Source organism: Leucobacter viscericola (assembly GCF_011299575.1).
GTDB lineage: Bacteria > Actinomycetota > Actinomycetes > Actinomycetales > Microbacteriaceae > Leucobacter > Leucobacter viscericola.
Genome location: NZ_CP049863.1, coordinates 160404 through 178988 on the forward strand (window position 1 = coordinate 160404; position 18585 = coordinate 178988).

General features: G+C 62.6%; 13 protein-coding genes. 3 read left to right on the forward strand and 10 right to left on the reverse strand.

The window, feature by feature from the left end; translation table 11 throughout:
- Nucleotides 1–38: 38 nt before the first annotated feature.
- Genes rapZ through uvrA form a run of 3 tightly spaced genes read right to left on the reverse strand, consistent with a single transcriptional unit; the run spans nucleotide 39 to nucleotide 5823 of the window.
- On the reverse strand, nucleotides 39–917 hold the full coding sequence (gene rapZ / locus G7068_RS00820; RefSeq protein ID WP_166287539.1) for an RNase adapter RapZ: 879 nt from the start codon (nucleotides 915–917) through the stop codon (nucleotides 39–41).
- Nucleotides 914–2842, reverse strand: coding sequence for an excinuclease ABC subunit UvrC (uvrC, locus tag G7068_RS00825; protein ID WP_166287542.1), 1929 nt, complete (start codon nucleotides 2840–2842; stop codon nucleotides 914–916). The genes rapZ and uvrC overlap by 4 nt, the downstream gene beginning before the upstream one ends.
- Nucleotides 2839–5823 carry an excinuclease ABC subunit UvrA gene (gene uvrA / locus G7068_RS00830; RefSeq protein ID WP_425280487.1) on the reverse strand — a complete coding sequence of 995 codons (2985 nt, stop codon included), beginning with the start codon at nucleotides 5821–5823 and terminating at the stop codon, nucleotides 2839–2841. Before uvrA ends, uvrC begins: the two co-directional genes overlap by 4 nt.
- A gap of 60 nt (nucleotides 5824–5883) precedes the next feature.
- Between uvrA and G7068_RS00835 the strand changes: the two genes are divergently transcribed.
- Nucleotides 5884–6279 (forward strand): VOC family protein, encoded by a 396-nt coding sequence (locus G7068_RS00835; RefSeq protein ID WP_166287545.1) that lies wholly within the window; start codon nucleotides 5884–5886, stop codon nucleotides 6277–6279.
- Between the two features lie 32 nt (nucleotides 6280–6311).
- Here G7068_RS00835 and uvrB read toward each other — a convergent pair whose 3' ends face one another.
- Nucleotides 6312–8399 carry an excinuclease ABC subunit UvrB gene (gene uvrB, locus G7068_RS00840; protein ID WP_166287548.1) on the reverse strand — a complete coding sequence of 696 codons (2088 nt, stop codon included), beginning with the start codon at nucleotides 8397–8399 and terminating at the stop codon, nucleotides 6312–6314.
- An 87-nt stretch (nucleotides 8400–8486) separates the two neighbouring features.
- On the opposite strand from uvrB, the gene G7068_RS00845 reads away from it, so the two are divergent.
- A complete protein-coding gene (locus tag G7068_RS00845; protein ID WP_166287551.1) occupies nucleotides 8487–11699 on the forward strand; it encodes an ATP-binding protein in 3213 nt (1070 codons plus the stop codon).
- Between the two features lie 26 nt (nucleotides 11700–11725).
- On the opposite strand, the gene G7068_RS00850 is transcribed toward G7068_RS00845, so the two are convergent.
- Both G7068_RS00850 and G7068_RS00855 read right to left on the reverse strand, forming a co-directional pair.
- On the reverse strand, nucleotides 11726–12559 hold the full coding sequence (locus tag G7068_RS00850) for an ABC transporter permease (RefSeq protein WP_166287554.1): 834 nt from the start codon (nucleotides 12557–12559) through the stop codon (nucleotides 11726–11728).
- On the reverse strand, nucleotides 12556–13596 hold the full coding sequence (locus G7068_RS00855) for an ATP-binding cassette domain-containing protein (protein ID WP_166287557.1): 1041 nt from the start codon (nucleotides 13594–13596) through the stop codon (nucleotides 12556–12558). The genes G7068_RS00850 and G7068_RS00855 overlap by 4 nt, the downstream gene beginning before the upstream one ends.
- A 157-nt stretch (nucleotides 13597–13753) precedes the next feature.
- Between G7068_RS00855 and G7068_RS00860 the strand changes: the two genes are divergently transcribed.
- Nucleotides 13754–14851, forward strand: a complete 1098-nt coding sequence (locus G7068_RS00860; protein WP_166287561.1) for a serine hydrolase domain-containing protein — start codon at nucleotides 13754–13756, stop codon at nucleotides 14849–14851.
- 173 nt (nucleotides 14852–15024) lie between these two features.
- Here G7068_RS00860 and G7068_RS00865 read toward each other — a convergent pair whose 3' ends face one another.
- From G7068_RS00865 to G7068_RS00880, 4 genes are read right to left on the reverse strand one after another with little or no spacing between them, the layout of a single operon-like run.
- Nucleotides 15025–16254 carry a winged helix-turn-helix domain-containing protein gene (locus G7068_RS00865; protein WP_166287564.1) on the reverse strand — a complete coding sequence of 410 codons (1230 nt, stop codon included), beginning with the start codon at nucleotides 16252–16254 and terminating at the stop codon, nucleotides 15025–15027.
- Nucleotides 16255–16267: 13 nt separating this feature from the next.
- Nucleotides 16268–16684 carry a nucleoside-diphosphate kinase gene (ndk, locus tag G7068_RS00870; protein WP_166287567.1) on the reverse strand — a complete coding sequence of 139 codons (417 nt, stop codon included), beginning with the start codon at nucleotides 16682–16684 and terminating at the stop codon, nucleotides 16268–16270.
- 51 nt (nucleotides 16685–16735) lie between these two features.
- Nucleotides 16736–17218: a DUF4233 domain-containing protein gene (locus G7068_RS00875; protein WP_244304579.1), complete on the reverse strand. Its 483-nt coding sequence runs from the start codon at nucleotides 17216–17218 to the stop codon at nucleotides 16736–16738.
- Complete coding sequence (locus tag G7068_RS00880; RefSeq protein ID WP_166287570.1) at nucleotides 17215–18585, reverse strand: bifunctional folylpolyglutamate synthase/dihydrofolate synthase; 1371 nt, start codon at nucleotides 18583–18585, stop codon at nucleotides 17215–17217. The genes G7068_RS00875 and G7068_RS00880 overlap by 4 nt, the downstream gene beginning before the upstream one ends.

The window sequence follows — 18585 nt, forward strand, 5'->3', positions numbered from 1 at the left end:
ACTGGGGTGAAGAAAAAAGAAGAAGTATTGAATTGAAACTATTCGCGACCGAGGTCACGGTGACGCAGCGTCACATTGACACCCGGCAGTCCCGCGAGGCGATCCGCTAGTTCGCGCGCGATCGCAACTGAGCGGTGTTTGCCACCGGTGCAGCCTATAGCAAGAGAAGCGTGGCGTTTGTTCTCGCGCTGGAAGCCGGCAAATACCGGGGTCAGCGCGGCCACGTAGTTATCGATAAATTCAGCGGCACCATCGCGGCTGAGAACGTACTCTTTGACCTCGGGATCAACGCCGGTCAGGGCACGAAGCTCCGTCTCCCAGAAGGGGTTGGGCAGGAATCGCATGTCTGCCATCAGGTCCACGTCGGTTGGAGCGCCGTACTTAAAGCCAAAGCTCAGAACGGAGAGTTGCAGCCCGGGCGTGTTGTCGTCTGAGAACAATTCGCGTGTGGCCGTCGAGAGATCGTGGACGTTGTAGCGCGAGGTATCAATGACCACGTCGCTGGAGGCGCGGAGCTCTTGCAGGCGATCGCGCTCAAGGCGGATACCCTCGAGCAGGCTGCCCGCCTCGCCCTGCAGCGGATGTGGACGGCGCACGGACTCGTAGCGGCGCACCAGAATCTCGTCCGTTGCGTCAAGGAAAACAACACGGACGGTTGCGGTCTCCCGCAGATCTTTGACGGTGTGCTCGATGTCGGAGTACAGATCGCGTCCGCGCACATCGACCACCGCAACGATTCGCGGGAGTGCTCCCCCGGACTTGTCTGCCATGTCGGCGAGCGTCTTGACCATCGTGAGGGGCAGGTTGTCAACGACATACCAGCCCAAATCTTCGAGGGTGTTCGCGACGGTGCTTCGCCCGGCACCGGACATTCCCGTGACAATCAGGATCTCCTGACCGGATGTTGCCTCGCTCATTCGGTCCCCTCCCGATCTAGATCCGATTCGTTTGCTCCATCAAGCTTAGCGGGCGTTGCCTCAGTATTCAGGTGGTTCAGGATCTGTTCGGCCAGTTTTGTGCCGAGTCCCGGCGCAGCGGCCAGTTCTTCGACCGAGGCACTGCGCAAACGGGCCACCGATCCGAAGTGTTTCAGGAGGCCCTGAACGCGTTTGGGGCCGAGTCCGGGCACCTCGGAGAGCTGGCTCGCAATTGAGGTGCTGCGGCGCTGGCGCTGGAAGGTGATGGCAAAGCGGTGGGCCTCGTCGCGAATGCGCTGCACCATAAACAGAGCCTCGCTTGTGCGCGGCAGAATAACCGGGAAAGGATCACCGGGAAGCCAGATTTCTTCGAGGCGTTTCGCGACGCCGCAGAGCGCGATGTCGGTGATGTTCGCCTCTGCAAGCGCGCGAGCTGCAGCCTTGACCTGGGGCTCGCCGCCGTCAACGATGAGGAGCTGCGGACGATCACGGTAGATGCCAGAAGACGGTTCGTTGTTCTCGCGGGCGAGGTTCAGCTGAGCCGCACGGCGAGACACCACCTGGTGGATTGAGTCGGTGTCGTCGCGGGTCTCTTCGATTCTGTACTTGCGGTAGGCGCCCTTCGCGGGGAGTCCATCTTCGAACACCACGAGAGAGGCAACGACGCCGGTGCCCTGCAGATGCGAGACGTCGATGCACTCGATGCGCAGCGGAGCCTCGTCCATGTCGAGGGCCTGCTGTAGCTCGGCCAGCGCGTCGGTGCGGGCGGTGAGGTCGGCCGCACGTTTGAGCTTGTACCTGATGAGGTGCTCTCCGGCGTTGAGCGTCGCGCGATCCATAAGCTGCACCTTGTCACCGCGCTCGGGAATGCGCACGCGCACTTTGCCGCGGCGCGGGCGCTTTGCGCTGAGCACCTCTTCGAGTTCGAGGGAGTTCTCTGGCAACTGCGGCACGAGGATCTCGGGTGGGGGTTCGCGCTCACCCTCGTAGGCCGACTGGAGCACCTGCTCGAGAAGTGTGCCTGGTGAATCGTCAATCTCGACGTCAACGATCCAGCTTCGTTCGCCCCGGATCCTGCCATCGCGAATAATGAACTGGTGAGCGGACGCGGCGAGCTCATCGGCGCGCAGCCCAAAGACGTCCACGTTGGTGTCGAGCCCGAGCACCACGGCGTTCTTTTCCATGACGTGCTCGACGGCCTGCACCTGGTCGCGCAGTCGGGCCGCGTCTTCGTAGCGCTGGTCTGCTGCGGCCGCGCGCATGTCGACACGAAGCTGCTTGAGGTGGCTCTGATCGCCTCCCGCCAAAAACGAAACGAGCTCTGTGACGCGCGCGCGGTGATCCTCAATGCTGATCTGCATGGAGCACGGGCCACCGCAGCGGCCGATCTGACCGGCGAGGCACGGGCGGCCGCTGGTCATAGCGCGCTTGTAATCGGCGTCGTTGCAGGTGCGGATCGGGAACGCCTGCTGCAGCAGGGTCGTTGTCTCGCGCAGCGCCCACACCTTTGGGTAGGGGCCAAAGTAGCGTGCGCCGCGGATCTTTTCGTTGCGAGTGATGATGAGGCGGGGGGCCTCCTCGCGCAGCGTGACGGCGAGGTAGGGGTAGGTTTTGTCGTCCTTGAACTGGACGTTAAAGGGCGGCTTGAACTCCGTGATCCAGGTGTGCTCAAGCACCAGGGACTCAGTGTCGGTCGCGACAACCGTCCAGTCGACCTTCGCAGCCAGCGCCAGCATGCGCTGCGTGCGCGGCTGGAGTGAGTGGAGCGGTTGGAAGTAGTTGGCTAGGCGGGAACGGAGAACCTTTGCCTTGCCGATGTACAGCACTCGCCCGTGCCGGTCGCTGAAGCGATAGACGCCGGGGCTCGTCGGAATCTCGCCCTGGGCGGGGCGAAACGATCCGCGATTATCAACTCCCTGGATCAAGCCCCCACCTTCACCGGCTGCTTCTCTGTCAGGGCGCGCGCGGTCTTTTCGGCCCAGCCGCCCAGCACTTCAGCGAGGAAAAGCCCGGTGTAGCTTCCCTCGACCTTTGCGAGTTGCTCGGGGGTGCCCTCGGCGAGAATGGTGCCGCCACCGGAGCCGCCCTCTGGGCCGAGGTCGATGACCCAGTCCGCGCTGCGGATCACGTCAAGGTTGTGCTCGATCGTGATGACGGTGTTGCCCTTGTCGACGAGCCCGTTCAGCACAAGCAGGAGCTTGCGCACGTCTTCGAAGTGGAGGCCCGTGGTGGGCTCGTCGAGCACGTAGATGCTGCGGCCGTTTGAGCGCTTCTGCAGCTCGGTCGCAAGCTTGACGCGCTGCGCCTCGCCGCCGGAGAGGGTGGTCGCGCTCTGCCCGAGTCGCACGTAGCCGAGTCCAACGTCGACGAGTGTCTTCATGTAGCGGTGGATCGAGCTGATCGGCTCGAAGAACTTCTCTGCCTCGGCGATGGGCATCTCGAGAACCTCGGAGATGTTTTTGCCCTTGTAGCGCACCTGCAGGGTCTCGCGGTTGTACCGCTTGCCGCCGCAGGCCTCGCAGGCAACGTAGACGTCGGGCAAGAAGTTCATCTCGATCTTCAGGGTGCCATCGCCCGAGCAGGCCTCACAGCGGCCGCCCTTGACGTTGAAGCTGAAGCGACCGGGCAGGTAGCCGCGGATCTTGGCCTCGGGGGTCTCCGCGAAGAGTGTGCGGATCTTGTCGAATACGCCGGTATAGGTCGCCGGGTTCGAGCGTGGGGTGCGGCCAATGGGTGCCTGGTCGACGTGCACAACCTTGTCGAGGTGCTCGAGACCCGTGACGCGGGTGTGTTTGCCCGGCACGAGGCGGGCACCGTTGAGCTGGTTGGCGAGCACCCGGTACAGGATGTCGTTGACCAGGGTGGACTTGCCCGAGCCGCTTACACCGGTAACCGCGGTCATCACGCCGAGCGGGAACGTCACGTCGACGTTCTGCAGGTTGTTGGAGCGGGCGCCCTGCACCTTTAGCTCGCGCTTGCGGTCGCGCTTGCGACGCTTCTTTGGTGTCTCGATGGAGCGACGCCCCGCGAGGTAATCTCCCGTGACGGACTCGGTGTTTGCGAGCAGTTCGGCGTATTCACCGGAGTGCACGACGGTGCCACCCTCAACGCCAGCGCCGGGGCCGATGTCGACGATCCAGTCAGCGGACTCGATTGTCTCTTCGTCGTGCTCCACAACAATGAGGGTGTTGCCGAGATCCCGCAGTTTAATGAGGGTTTCGATGAGACGGCGGTTATCACGCTGGTGCAGACCAATGCTGGGCTCGTCGAGCACGTAGAGCACACCGGTGAGACCCGAGCCGATCTGGGTTGCCAGACGGATGCGCTGGGCCTCGCCGCCGGACAGTGTGCCGGAGGCGCGGGCAAGGGTGAGGTACCCGAGCCCAACCTCGATGAGGAAGTCGAAGCGCAGACGGATCTCCCGCAGCACCTGCGCGGCGATCTTTGCTTCGCGCTCGGTGAGTGATACCTCGTCGAAGAAGCGCTTCGCGTCGAGCAGACTGAAGTCGCCGACCGCTGCGATCGACTCTGCATTGACGGTGACCGCCAATACCTCGGGCTTGAGGCGCTGACCGTTGCAGGCGTGGCAGGGCACCTCGCGCAAGAACTCCGACCAGCGGTCACGCTTGGCATCAGACTCGGCCTCGGCGTACTGGCGCTCGATAAACGGGATGACGCCCTCGAAGCCTGACGAATACTTGACCTCGCGGCCGAAGCGGTTCTTCCACCGAACGTTGACCTTGAAGTTGTTGCCGTACAGCACGGCCTGCTGCACCTCTTCGCCGAGCGAATCCCAGGAGGCGTCGAGCGAGAAGTCGAGGTCTTGCGAAAGACCGCGCAGCAGCTTTTCGTAGTACTGGTAGAGGCTCTTGCCCTGGCTGGTCCAGGGCACAATGACACCCTCGGTGATGGAGAGTTGAGGATCACCGAGCACCAGATCTTCATCAACCGACATGCTGGTGCCGAGCCCTGAACAGGTGCTGCAGGCGCCAAACGGAGCGTTGAACGAGAACGTGCGCGGCTCGATCTCAGTGAGCTGCACCGGGTGCTGGTTCGGGCATGAGAGATGCTCGGAGAAGAGCTGAGTGCGATCCTCGGCCTTTTCGTCGCGATCGATGAAATCGATGCACACGATGCCACCGGCAAGCTTGAGTGCGGTCTCTAGAGAGTCGGTGAGGCGGCCGAGGCCTTCCGGGCTCGCCACGAGGCGATCCACAACGACGGAAATATCGTGCTTGATCTGCTTCTTGAGCGTTGGCGGTTCGGAAAGCTGGATCAGCTTGCCGTCGACAACCGCGCGCGAATAGCCGCTCGCTGCAAGGTCTTGGAAGAGCTCAACGAACTCCCCCTTCTTTTTGCTGACGACGGGGGCAAGTACCTGAAAGCGCGTGCGCTCGGGAAGAGTGATGAGCTGATCCGCGATCTGCTGCACGGTCTGTGAGGCAATGCGCTCACCACAGATGGCACAGTGTGGAATGCCGATGCGGGCCCACAGTAGACGCATGTAGTCGTAGATCTCAGTGATCGTGCCGACCGTTGAGCGCGGGTTGCGGTTGGTCGACTTCTGATCGATCGAGACCGCCGGGCTCAAGCCCTCGATGAAGTCAACGTCGGGGCGATCCACCTGGCCGAGAAACTGGCGAGCGTAGGCGCTCAGGCTCTCGACGTAGCGTCGCTGGCCCTCGGCAAAGATGGTGTCAAACGCGAGGCTCGACTTGCCGCTGCCGGAAAGGCCGGTGAACACCACCATCGAGTCGCGCGGGATCGAAAGATCGACGTTCTGAAGGTTGTGAACCCGGGCGCCCTGCACGCTGATGTGTGCGTGTGTGGCGGAGGAACGGATCGGTGTTGAGAGCTGCGAAGTCACTGTCTTATTGTATGGGGTCTTGACTGAAAATTCGAACATATGTGCGATTGGTGTGGGGTTTTGTGTGAATCTCTGATTGATGCGGCGTACGCTGTGGTCATGAGCCTGACATTTGACTTCATCGGAATTGTGACCCGCGATCTTGCTGCATCTCTGGATTTCTATCGTGCCCTTGGACTCGACATTGGTGAGGGGCAAGAGCAGGAGCCTCATGTCGAGGTGACGCTGCCGAGCGGAGTCAGGATCGGGTGGGATCCGATCGAGACCATCCACAGCTTTGACCCGGGGTACGAGTTTCCGACGGGCGATCACCGCGTGGCGTTCGCGTTCCAGGCAGCCAGCCCCGCCGAGGTCAACGAAGTGCACGCTCGACTCGTGGCTGCGGGTCATGCGAGCCGCGTTGACCCCTGGGATGCTCCCTGGGGCCAACGCTACTCAACGGTGCTCGATCCTGACGGCAACGCGATCGACATCTACGCGCCGCTCGCTTCTTAGTCGCCATTGCCGCGGCGCGCGGCAGGGCTGCTCTAGAGGTGCCCGGCCGCGTCCATGCTTCGCAGCTCTCGCTTGAGTTCGGCCACCTCGTCGCGCAGGCGAGCTGCGAGCTCGAACTTGAGCTCTTCGGCAGCGGCGAGCATCTGTTCGTTGAGATCTGTGATGATCTCTTCGAGTTTTGCCGCGCCCTCCCCGGCGATGGCGCCCGCACGCGCCGCACTCTTGCCCTTGGCGCGCTGCGGCGATCCCTTTTGGGAGTGTGCACTAGCGCGTGAGTTCAGCACCTCTTCGGTGTCGGCGGCCTCGCGGGCAAGCATCGCGGTGATGTCGTTGATCTTCTTGCGCAGCGGCTGCGGGTCGATGCCGTGTTTGGTGTTGTATTCGACCTGGATCTCGCGGCGGCGGTTGGTCTCGTCGATGGCCTCACGCATCGATCGGGTGATCTTGTCGGCGTACATGTGCACCTCACCCGATACGTTACGGGCGGCACGGCCGATGGTCTGGATGAGAGAGGTGCTGGACCGCAGGAAGCCCTCTTTGTCTGCGTCGAGAATCGAAACGAGGGAAACCTCTGGGAGGTCGAGGCCCTCACGCAGCAGGTTGATGCCCACGAGTACGTCATATACGCCGGCGCGCAGTTCGCTCAGCAGCTCAACACGGCGCAGGGTGTCGACGTCGGAGTGCAGGTAGCGCACGCGCACGCCCGCCTCTTCCATGAAGGTGGTGAGCTGCTCGGCCATCTTCTTGGTGAGTGTGGTGACGAGCACCCGCTCGTCTCGCTCGGCCCTGATCCTTACCTCTTCGAGTAGGTCGTCGATCTGTCCCTCACTCGGCTTCACGATGATCTCGGGATCGATAAGGCCGGTCGGGCGGATGATCTGCTGGACCACACCGTCGGCGAGCTCCATCTCGTACTTGCCCGGTGTCGCAGAGAGGTAGACGGTCTGCCCCACCCGCTCTTTGAACTCCTTGAACTTCAGGGGTCTGTTGTCGAGGGCGCTGGGCAAACGGAAGCCGTGGTCGACAAGCGTGCGTTTACGCGAGGAGTCCCCCTCGTACATCGCGCCAATCTGCGGCACGGTGACGTGAGACTCGTCGATGACCACGAGGAAGTCGTCGGGAAAATAGTCGAGAAGGCAGTGTGGGGCCTCACCCGGTTGGCGCCCATCAATGTGGCGGGAGTAGTTCTCAATGCCCGAGCAGAAGCCAATCTGCTCCATCATCTCGAGATCGAAGGTGGTGCGCATGCGCAGTCGCTGCTCTTCGACAAGCTTGTTCTGCTGCTTCAACTCTTTCGAGCGCCCATCGAGCTCGTCGGCGATCTGCCCCATCGCGCGATTCATGACGCTGCGGCTCGCAACGTAGTGTGACCCGGGGAAGATGGACACGGTTTCCACCTGTTTGATGACGTCGCCCGTCACGGGGTGAAGGTAGTACAGGGCCTCGATCTCGTCGCCAAAGAACTCGACACGAATCGCGAGCTCCTCGTACATCGGGATGATCTCGACCGTGTCGCCGCGCACGCGAAAATTGCCGCGCACAAACTCGATGTCGTTGCGCTGGTACTGCATATCGACGAAGCGGCGCAGCAGCACGTCGCGATCCAGGATGTCGCCAACCTGCAGCGGCACCATTGCCTCGTAGTACTCCTCGGGCTTGCCGAGGCCGTAGATGCACGACACGGTCGAAACAACGACGACGTCTCGGCGGCTAAGCAGTGCGTTGGTGGTTGAGTGCCGGAGTCGCTCGACCTCAGCGTTCACCGACGAGTCTTTCTCAATAAACGTGTCGGTCTGCGGCACATAGGCTTCGGGCTGGTAATAGTCGTAATACGACACAAAGTACTCAACCGAGTTGTTGGGCATGAGTTCACGAAACTCGCTCGCTAGCTGCGCGGCAAGGGTCTTATTGTGGGCGAGGATCAGCGTCGGACGCTGCACGGCCTCGACCAACCAGGCGGTGGTCGCCGATTTGCCGGTGCCGGTTGCACCCATCAGAACGATGTCGGTTTCGCCCGCGTTAATGCGGTTTGCGAGCTGTTCGATTGCCTGCGGTTGATCGCCGCTGGGCTCGTACTCGCTAATCACCTCGAATGGGCGTACGCTGCGCGTTGGTTCCATGGTTTCGAGCCTACTCGGGACCACTGACATTCACGCCGTGAGCGCGGTTTGAATACCGGAACTGCTGAACCCAGTAAAATCATCCCTATGCCATTTACCCCCGTCCGTGTTGCCGTGCTCGGACCGGTAACGGTAGACGGGCGTGATCCCGGTGGCACCCTGATGCGAGCACTGCTTGTTGCACTGGCGCACGAAGACACAGGCAAGGAAACCGCGAAGAAACCGCGATCCGCTGAAGCCATTGCCGGCGATCTGTGGGGAGACACTCCCCCGCAGAACCCGCGTGCCTCACTGCAGAGCCTGGTGTCGAGGCTGCGTGCGGTCGGTGGACGCGAACTTATTGTGAGCGGGCCGGCCGGGTACGCACTTGGAGTGCCGAGTGATCTTGGGCTGGCACGGCACTTAGCCCGGGAGGCCGAGGCGCTCAGCCCCGACGACCTCAAACGTAGGCCCCTGCTTGACGAGGCACTGTCGTTCTGGCGCGGCGATCCCGGCATGGATATTGGTGACTCCCCGATCGCGCAAGATCTGTCGGAAGCTTCGGTGGTTCTGCGTGCGGAACTCGAGCAACTCAATATCCAGACCCTGATCACCACGCAACAGGTGAGCGAAGCCATCATCGCCCTGCGCCAACTCGCGGTGACGCGACCCTTTGACGAAGCGCTGCACGCGACCCTGATGCAGCAGCTTGCCGCGCAGGATCGGATCCCCGAGGCGCTGAACGTCTACGCCGCTCTGCGCGAGAGGCTTCGGGATGAACTTGGCACCTCCCCAGGAAGCGCAATCGGCAGCATCAATGCCAAGTTGCTCCAACAGCGTGAGGCCGAGGCTGTATCTGAGACCGCAGTGCCTGTCGTCGCCGAATCCCAGCAACGCATTGGGCTTCCAGCGAGCCTGGGCCGACTCATTGGCCGCAGTGACGACCTCGCCGCGGTTTCGGGTCTCCTGCAGAAGGAACGTCTCGTCACCATCCTCGGCCCCGGTGGTCTCGGCAAAACGAGGTTGTCTCAGGCGGCTGCGGCTGAGGATCATGCCCCCACCGTCATTTTTGTTCCGCTCGCGAGTGTGCGGGACAACACCGACGTGCCCCTTGCAATTGCAGCGACACTGGGAATCAGCGAGGCAACGGCCAGTAACAAACTCACCGACCCCGCTGCCCGCCCCGACCTTCGCAAGCGAGTGATCGGCCTGCTCGGTGAGCGACCGGTTCTTCTGGTGCTCGACAACTGTGAACAGGTGATCGAGGGCGTGGCCACCTGGGCGGCCGACATGCTCGCCTCCGTGCCGAGCTTTCGTGTTCTCGCGACAAGTCGCACCCCCCTGGGGCTTCTCGGGGAACAGGTGTTTCCGCTCGCGCCGCTCACAACTGAACACGAGGCTGGCCGAGAAGGATCGGCAGTGAGGCTCTTTGTTGAACGCGCGCAGGCAGTGCGTCCATCGGCCGTGCTCGATCCGGTGGTCGTGGCAAGGCTCTGCGAACACCTCGATGGTCTGCCGCTCGCAATCGAGCTCGCAGCGGCGCGCATTCGAACAATGTCACCGGAGCAGATCGAAGACAAGCTTCAGGATCGTTTCGCACTGCTCAAGAGTGGGGATCGCAGCGCTCCGGAACGGCACCGTACTCTTCAGGCCGTCATCGACTGGAGTTGGGAGCTGCTGGACAACACAGCCCGTAACGCCCTCGCCACACTCTCCCTGTTGCCCGGTGGGTTCTCATCGGATACCGCTGCGGGAGTGCTCGACACTACCGAGATCGACGCCGATGATCTCCTCGATAGCCTGGTCGCGCAATCCCTACTGGTGGTCTCTGATGACCCCCGCACGGGAGGGGTGCGCTTCCGCATGCTCGAAACCGTGCGCGAGTTCGGACTCGCGCAACTGGCGGGAGGGGGCGACGATCCCGAAGCCTGGGAGGCCGTCAATAGATGGGCGCGTGCATTTGCCGCCGAGCACCTGGGTGACCTTTTTTCCTCGGGGAACTACGGTGAGCTGCGTGCGGAGCACAACAACCTCATCGCGGTGCTGCGGCACGCCCTGACAACGGGCAATGATGCAGACGCCGTACTGATGTTTGCGGCACTGTGCCAGAGTTGGTTTGTGCGCGGTGCGTTCTCGGAGATGCAGGTCTTCGGCACCCAGATCTTCACAGCGGCGGCGCGCATCGACGAGAGGGCGATCCCCGTTGACGCCCTCGCCATCACACTCGCGACCGGCGCGTTTCAGGTCATCGTCTCCGGGGAACCCCTCGCGCTGCGGCTCGTTGCGCGACTGCGAAGGCTACGCCGAAACTACTCCGAGCTCTCCCCCGTGTATGCCGGAATCGCCGACCTGCTCGGTGCCATGGGATCGGTGCCGAGGATGCTGGCCGAACTCGACGTACTGCGAGCCTCCGACAACCTCACCGTCGCTGCGCTCGGAGAACAGGCGTACGTGCAGTTCGCAGAAAACAGCGGTGATCCTGAAGGCGCAATGGTTGCCGCCGAACGCAGTTGGGAGCTCGCCAAGGCCAGTGGATCGCAGTGGCTCGCCGCGATGTCTGCCTCAAGCCTGACACAGCTCAATAGCCAGCTCGCCCGCGCGGAAGAGTCAATTCTGTGGTGGGAGCGCGCCGAGGCCGACTTCAGAGAGTTCGGCACCGACGAGGGCATGCGGCACGAGCGCTGGCTGCTCGGAGGTAACTTCGTGACGCTCGGCCGCTTCGCCGAGGCGCGAGAGGTATACACTGAACTGCTGCACACGAGAGACCTCACCGAGGACGGGCTCGAGTATGCCTCGATCGCGCTCTTCGGCCTTGGTGAGGTAGCGAGGGCCGAAGGTGACCTCGCGCTCGCCGCAGAGCACTTCGAACGCGCGGTGCAGGAGTTTCGCACGAATGAGCAGCGAAACTCACCGTGGTTCTTGATGGCGCTGGCGGGGCTGATCGCAGCCACCAGCTGCGACGGATCGCTGGCTGTCGAGCGCATTGAATACTGGGTTCAGCGACTCCGCTCGCGCACTCTCGCAATGCGGCGGGTGCGGCGGGGTGTGATGGATCAACCGGTGTTTGCTACTGCCCTGGTGGGGTGGTCTGCGTGGGCAATGACACAGGAACCTGCTCGCCCGAACGCTCTTGAGATGCTGATGCTCGCTCGGCATCTGGGGCCCCGGCAAGACCTGCCGAGTCTGCATCTTGCGCCGCTTCTCGAACGAGCTGAGAAGCTGTTTGGATCAGAAACGCTTGAGCGCGTGCGCGCAGAGACAGCAATGATCCGCCCCGAAGAGCGGATCGAACGAGCGTTCGCGATCCTCGCCGCCCGCTAAGAGAGCGGCGAGGATCGCCGAGCGAATTACGCCTTGCGCATGTAGGCGCGAACGGTGAGCGGAGCGAAGATCGCTACGACTACTGCGGCTCCGAGCAGCGTGAGCCAGGCGTCTGAGCCGAAGGTTCCGTTGTTCATGAGCTCGCGGGCGGCGTTGACCAGGTGTGTGATCGGGTTGAGGCTGACAACGGTCTGCAGCCAATCAGGCATCTTGTCGGTCGGTGCGAATGCTCCGGAGAGGAACGTGAGCGGGAAGAGCACAAGCATCGAGATTCCCTGCACGCTTGACGCGGTGCGGGCGATGACACCGAAGAACGCGAAGATCCAACTCACGCTCCAGGAGCAGACGATCACTAGGAGTGCCGCTCCGATGGTGCCGGTTGCGTTGCCGCCGGGTCGGAAGCCCATGAGCAGTCCCATCACGATGGTCAGTGTGGTGGCGATGGCGTAGCGAATGGTGTCGGCCAGTAGTGCGCCGGAGAGCGGCGCGATTCGGGCGATGGGCAGCGACCGGAATCGGTCAAACACACCCTTGTCCATGTCTTCGCGCAACTGCACGCCGGTGACGATCGAGGTGGTGATGACCGTCTGCACCATGATGCCCGGGATGATGGTGGGCAGGTACGAGGGAATGTCGCCAGAGATTGCCCCACCGAAGATGTACACGAACATCACCGTAAAGATGATCGGCTGGAGCGTGACGTCGAAGAGCTGCTCCGGGGTGCGCCTGATCTTAATGAGCCCGCGTGCCGCCATTGTGAAGGTGTTGCGGAGAGTGAGGCTGAGGCTCGTCGCGTTCTTCAACTGTCGCTCTGTGCCGGGCACAATGCGGCGACCCTCGAGTGTTGCTGTGGCGCTCATGCGCGCACCTCCTCTTTCTGAGCTGTGTCGATGTTGTTTGCCGCGGCGATGTTGTCGCCGCTGGGCTCCGAGGCTTCGTCATTTTCGCCTGCGTCGTGCCCGGTGAGTGCAAGGAACACCTCATCGAGTGTTGGTTTCTGCACGCTCATTTCAGTGAGCTGGATGCCGGCTGAACGGAGGGTGATCAACAGGTCGGTGACACGATCAGGATCGCTCATGGGCGCCGTGATGCGTGCCGCTTCGGGTGAGACGGTGCCGCGGACCCCGAGCACCTGCTCGATGGCATTGAGTGTTGAAGTGGTATCCGCCGGGTCGCTGATGCGGAGCTGCAGGGACGAGGTTCCTACGGATGCCTTGAGCGAATCGGGGGTTCCTTCCGCAACGACCCTGCCGTGGTCGATCACGGCAATCCGGTCAGCGAGCTGGTCGGCCTCGTCGAGGTACTGGGTGGTCAGCACCACCGTCGAGCCGGTGGAGACCAGCTCGCGGATGGTGTCCCACATTTGCCCGCGGGTACGAGGATCAAGGCCCGTCGTGGGCTCATCGAGGAAGATGAGCGGGGGTTGGGCGATGAGGGACGCGGCGAGGTCGAGACGGCGGCGCATGCCACCGCTGAAGTTCTTCAGTGGGCGCTTCGCGGCCTCGGAAAGCCCAAAGCGCTCAAGCAGGTCTGCTGCTTTGGCCTTGGCTTCAGCTCGAGAGAGGCCGAGCAGTCGGGAGAAGATCATCAGGTTCTCGGTGGCCGAGAGTGTTTCGTCGACCGAGGCGAACTGCCCCGTGACACCGATGAGCTGGCGCACAACCTGTGGTTCTTTTACGACGTCGTGGCCGAAGATGCGGCCAGTTCCGCCGTCGGGCCGCAGCAGCGTCGCGAGCATGTTGATGGTGGTGGTTTTGCCGGCACCGTTTGGGCCGAGGACTCCGTAGACGGATCCGGTCTTCACCTGTAGGTCGACGCCGTCGACCGCTCGGTTCTGCCCGAACACCTTGACGAGTCCCTCGGCCTCGACGGCCCAGTCGTTCTGTGTTGTTGTCATGGGAACAGTGTTGCGTGGGCCACTGTCACGGGACTGTTATGCCACTGTTACGCGCTGTCACACGCTGTCAAGCCCTGTCTTCTGCCTCTAGCGGCATCCGCGTCGTCGTGGTTTTATTATCAACATGCGCATACAACGAGGTAGAGCAACCAAGATCATGTCACTGGTGGCGGGAACACTCGCGCTCGGTATCGCGCTGGCGGGCTGTGCAGCTGCGCCGGAGTCAGCGACGCAGACCACTGCTGCGACTCCCAGCGAAAAACAGCTCACCGACACGATCTCAAAGTTTCTGAAGAAGGCCGGTGTGCCTGGTGCCTCCGTCGTGATCACTGGCGCGAAAGGTGAGGAATACTCGGGCAACTTTGGTGACGCCGTGATCGACGATCCAACGACCGACGCCACCCGCTTCGCCTACCGCAGTATTACTAAGGCTTTCACTGGCACGGTCATCTTGCAGCTTGTCGATGAAGGCAAGGTGAAGCTCGATGATCCCGTGTCGAAGTACGTCGATGGTGTGCCAAACGGCGAGAACATCACGATCCGGGAGCTTGGCAACATGCGCTCGGGGCTCGCGAACTATTCGTCGAACCCGAAACTGGGTGAGATGCTGAGCAAGGATCCGAGTCGCGAACCCGCTGTTTCGGAACTGCTTGATCTCTCATTCTCGGAGCCCGCGAACTTCAGGCCCGGTGAGAAGTACGAGTACTCAAACACCAACACGCTGCTGCTGGGTGAAGTGATCGAAAAGGTCACCGGCAAACCGTGGCAAGACGAGGTGAAGAGCAGGATCGAGACCTCGTTGAAATTGAGCTCCGTTGAGTACGGGTTCACGGATCCAAACCTCGATGCAACCGGCTATGAGGTCGCCAACGGCAAGGTGGTTGAAGCTCTGCCGGTTGTCGCACCGGGGTGGCTGGGTGCCGCGGGCGCCCTCACTGGAACGGCGAGTGACCTGGCGACGTGGGGCCGCGCCCTCGGCAGCGGATCGCTGATTGACAAGGCCACCCAGCAGGAGCGCCTTGATCAGTTCGGCTCGACCGAGGATGATCCCAAGAGCCCCGAGTACGACCGCTACGGCTTCACGATGGGCGAGATTGACGGCTGGGTGGGTCACACGGGAACGGGCCTGGGCTTCCAGGGGCTCGTCATGTACGACGCGAAGTCGGAGCGGGTAATCGCGATCCTGGTCAACGCGACGGGCGAGGATCCCGACCTGCCAGCGCACCTGTTTAAGGAGATTCTGCCGCTGTACTAGCCTTGCTTCGAACGGTGACGTGTCTGCCGGTGGTGGCACGTCACCCGGTCAGTAACTCGGGTTTTAGACCGGCAGACGTGCGAGTACCGGCTGACATTTTGGATCGGGTCGGTTTGAAACAGATGGCTGGTTAATGCGCCTGTTTCGGCAAGGGTGTCTCTCTGAAATGTTCGCTATTTGGCGGTATCCATCTGTGCGGCATCGAAGCGCCCGGGCAGCGCGAGGTTTCCCACGCCGCTGACGCTCACCGACTCAAGTCCCTGCCAGGCCGCTGCACGAGCCAGCAGATCTTGCGCCGCCTCCGCCGTGCGCGCAGGGGCCTTTTCTTCTTGCCAAGCCGCCTGCACGAGCAACTCTTTACTCTTGCGATCCGCCTTGAGATCGATGCGACCAGCAAGCACACCATTCACCATCAGCGGCAAGCAGTAGTAACCGTACTGCCGCTTCTCTTTTGGGGTGTAAATCTCGATGCGGTAGTGAAAGTCGAACATACGCTCTGCTCGCGGGCGAAACCAGACGACCGGGTCAAAAGGCGTGAGCAGGGCGTCCGGTGCAAGCCGGCTCGGCACTGCGGCATCGCGGTGCATCCAGGCCTGCTCTGGTGTGCCGTTCGCCTTTTGCCAACCGGCGACAGAAACGGGAATGAGGATCCCGCTCTCCTCAAGCGCCCGCACCGCAACCCGGGCGTCCGCCGTTTTGAGGCGGTGGTAGTCGGCGAGGTCGGCGAGCGTGCCAACACCTAGCGATCGTGCGGCCTGCTCGACGAGTTGCCTTTGTGCGTCCTCGCGACTCACCTCAACGAGTGCCGAGGCGGGCAGCACCTGCTCGGCGAGCGCGTACCTGCGCTGGAATCCTTCGCGTCCGCTCGACACCACATCGCCGCGAGCAAACAGCACCTCAACGGCGTGTTTTGTTTCGCTCCAGTCCCACCACGGTCCGCGCTTTTCGCGGGGGCCTTCCTCCAGCTCACGCACGAACTGGGGGCCGCCGTCGGCCAATGCCTCGCGCACTCGATCGAGTGTCGGCTGCAGTGCAGCGTAGCGTTCTTGACCGGCATAGCGATCCCGAAACTCATGCATGCGCCAGCCGAAGAGCGGTCGATCCCCCACCGGAATAAACGCTGCCTCGTGTGCCCAGTACTCCGTGTACTCGCCGCTGTTCCAGAGATGCTTATCGAGCTGCTCAGAGTCGTAGACACCGTGCCGGGAGAACACCGGCATGTAATGACTGCGTGCAAAGACGTTGACAGAGTCGATCTGCAGAACGTGCAGTCGTTCTAGCGCCGGATCAAATGGCCGCCTGGCCCGTAAACGCGCTGATCCGCGAAACCCCTGAGCTGCCAATGCAACACGGCGTGCCTCTGCGGCACTGAGTGAATTGGTACTCGGGGATTCGCGGATCATAGAGCGAGTCTGTTTATGCGAACCAGAGCGAAAGCTCGCGCTCGGCGGAGAGCGTCGAGTCGGAGCCGTGAACGAGGTTCTGCTGCACCGCAAGACCCCAGTCGCGCCCGAGATCGCCACGGATTGTGCCGGGAGCGGCAGCGGTCGGGTCGGTTGCGCCAGCGAGTGCCCGGAAGCCCTCGATTACGCGGTTACCCGAGGCGCGAACAGCGACCACGGGGCCCGACGCCATGAACTCAACCAGCGGCTCGAAGAAGGGCTTGCCCTCGTGCTCTTCGTAGTGCGCCACGAGCAGCTCACGGCTCGCGGTCACCATGCGCAGGTCGACGATGGTGTAACCCTTCGCCTCGATGCGGCGCAGGATCTCGCCGGTTAGGCCGCGTGCGACACCGTCGGGCTTGACCAGGATCAGGGTTTCTTCTGCAGACACGTAATCTCCTCGATAATCGAAAGTCAGCGGGGTGTTCCCCGGCTAACAAGCCTAGCTTGGGTCTGGGTGCTCGGCGATCCAGGCCGCGCGTTGCCTGTCGAGCTGCGCGCCCTTGACCATGCAGTACACCCACAGTGCGGTAAACAACACGCCGACCACCAGGGCCATCGGCAACACGATTGCCGACAACAGCATCAGAGCGTGTACCGCCCAGCCCAGGTAGATGCCAACCTTGCCCCGACGCATCACAGCCAGTGCGACGAGGATCACCACGGCGAGTCCACCACCGAGATAGAGGCCGAGCTCGCGCGGCTCGGTGATCCCGAGCCCAAAAATTGTGAGGCCGATCAGCACCACAATGATGAGCTCAAAGCCGAGCACGATCGAGGCGAGCGCGCGCTGCGTAGAACGCTGACCGCTTGCCGCGCCCGAGATGCGCATGGCCGAGTTGTGGGCCATCGTTTCTGAGGGCGACAGCTCAAGCTCTTCTTCTGGTTCGGGATCCGATCCGAATCCCGGGTTCACAGCGCTCACGCGATCCCCCACCCTTCACTTCGCGAGAACTCAATGGCCTCGCCAGCCAGCAAGACCGACCCCACGACCAGCACGGCCCGCCCCTCGGCGCGGCCTGCCCAGGCGCGGGCGAGGTCGAGCGCCTCAGGCAGCGATGATGCTACCTCGATCGGGGTGTCGGGAATCGCCTCCGACGCGAGCTCGAACAGTTGCTCGGCGTCGATGCTGCGTGGCGAACTCACCGGAGTGACTGTGACGTGGTGTGCGATGGGCGCAAGCGCCTCAAGCAGGCCAGAGGCGTCCTTCTCTTCGAGCACACCAACGACGAGCGCGAGTTCTTCAAAGCTAAACGACTCTGTGACAGCCTCAACGAGCGCGCGGGCCCCGTGAGGGTTGTGCGCCGAGTCGACGTAGATGATCGGATCGTTGCCGATGAGCTGCAGGCGGCCGGGTGAGGTGAGTTGCCCCAGTCCCTCGTCGAGCACTTCTTCTGGCACGGGTCGCTCGGAGCCGAAGAACGCCTCCACTGCCGCGATCGCCAGTGTGATGTTCTCTGCCTGGTGTTTGCCGTGCAGCGGCACGAATGCGGGATCATAGGCCTGACCCGTGGCTCCAACAACGTCGATCTGGCGGCCGCCAACGGCGAGTCGATCCTCGATAAGACGGAAATCGCGACCCTGCACGACGAGGCGCGAGCCATTACGCTGGGCCGCCTCCTCGATCTCGATGATGGCGTCGGCGTCTTGCATCGCGGTAACAACCGTGCTGCCGGGTTTGATGATGCCCGCCTTGGTCTTCGCGATTGTGGCGGTGTCGTTGCCGAGGATCGCGGTGTGATCGAGCGCGATCGGCGTGAACACAGCAACCTGCGCGTCGGCGATGTTGGTTGCGTCCCACTCGCCGCCCATGCCGACCTCGATGACGGCGACCTCAACGGGCGCGTCAGCGAAGATCGCAAACGCGAGCACCGCGAGCGCCTCGAAGAAGGTGATCGGGCCGTTGCCCGCTGCCTCGAGCTCGGCGTCAACGACCTCAAGTGGCAGACGAAGCTCGTCCCAGGCTGCAGCCAATACGGTGTCGTCGACCGGTGCGCCGTCGAGCTGAAAACGCTCGGTGAAGGCGAGCAGGTGTGGGCTTGTGAAGAGGCCGGTGCGCAGGCCGTGAGCTCGCAGCAGTGACTCGATCGCGCGGCTGGTCGAGGTCTTGCCGTTGGTGCCCGCGACCTGGATCACCGGGTATGAGAGCTGCGGCGATCCTGCAAGTTCAGCCAGTCGGCGCACCGGTTCGATGCGTGGGCGCGGGTTGGCCTCGCCGACACGCTCCAAAAGCTCGGTGTAGACGCGCTCTGCAGCGGACTGCTCCGCGCCAGCGGGTATGAATTCACTCAT

What these genes read in the sequence shown, in the direction of transcription:
- rapZ (WP_166287539.1), bottom strand. Translation starts at nt 917, where the DNA reads ATGAGCGAGGCAACATCCGGTCAGGAGATCCTGATTGTCACGGGAATG.
- uvrA (WP_425280487.1), bottom strand. Translation starts at nt 5,823, where the DNA reads ATGTTCGAATTTTCAGTCAAGACCCCATACAATAAGACAGTGACTTCG.
- G7068_RS00835 (WP_166287545.1), top strand. Translation starts at nt 5,884, where the DNA reads ATGAGCCTGACATTTGACTTCATCGGAATTGTGACCCGCGATCTTGCT.
- uvrB (WP_166287548.1), bottom strand. Translation starts at nt 8,399, where the DNA reads ATGGAACCAACGCGCAGCGTACGCCCATTCGAGGTGATTAGCGAGTAC.
- G7068_RS00845 (WP_166287551.1), top strand. Translation starts at nt 8,487, where the DNA reads ATGCCATTTACCCCCGTCCGTGTTGCCGTGCTCGGACCGGTAACGGTA.
- G7068_RS00850 (WP_166287554.1), bottom strand. Translation starts at nt 12,559, where the DNA reads ATGAGCGCCACAGCAACACTCGAGGGTCGCCGCATTGTGCCCGGCACA.
- G7068_RS00855 (WP_166287557.1), bottom strand. Translation starts at nt 13,596, where the DNA reads ATGACAACAACACAGAACGACTGGGCCGTCGAGGCCGAGGGACTCGTC.
- G7068_RS00860 (WP_166287561.1), top strand. Translation starts at nt 13,754, where the DNA reads ATGTCACTGGTGGCGGGAACACTCGCGCTCGGTATCGCGCTGGCGGGC.
- G7068_RS00865 (WP_166287564.1), bottom strand. Translation starts at nt 16,254, where the DNA reads ATGATCCGCGAATCCCCGAGTACCAATTCACTCAGTGCCGCAGAGGCA.
- G7068_RS00880 (WP_166287570.1), bottom strand. Translation starts at nt 18,585, where the DNA reads ATGAGTGAATTCATACCCGCTGGCGCGGAGCAGTCCGCTGCAGAGCGC.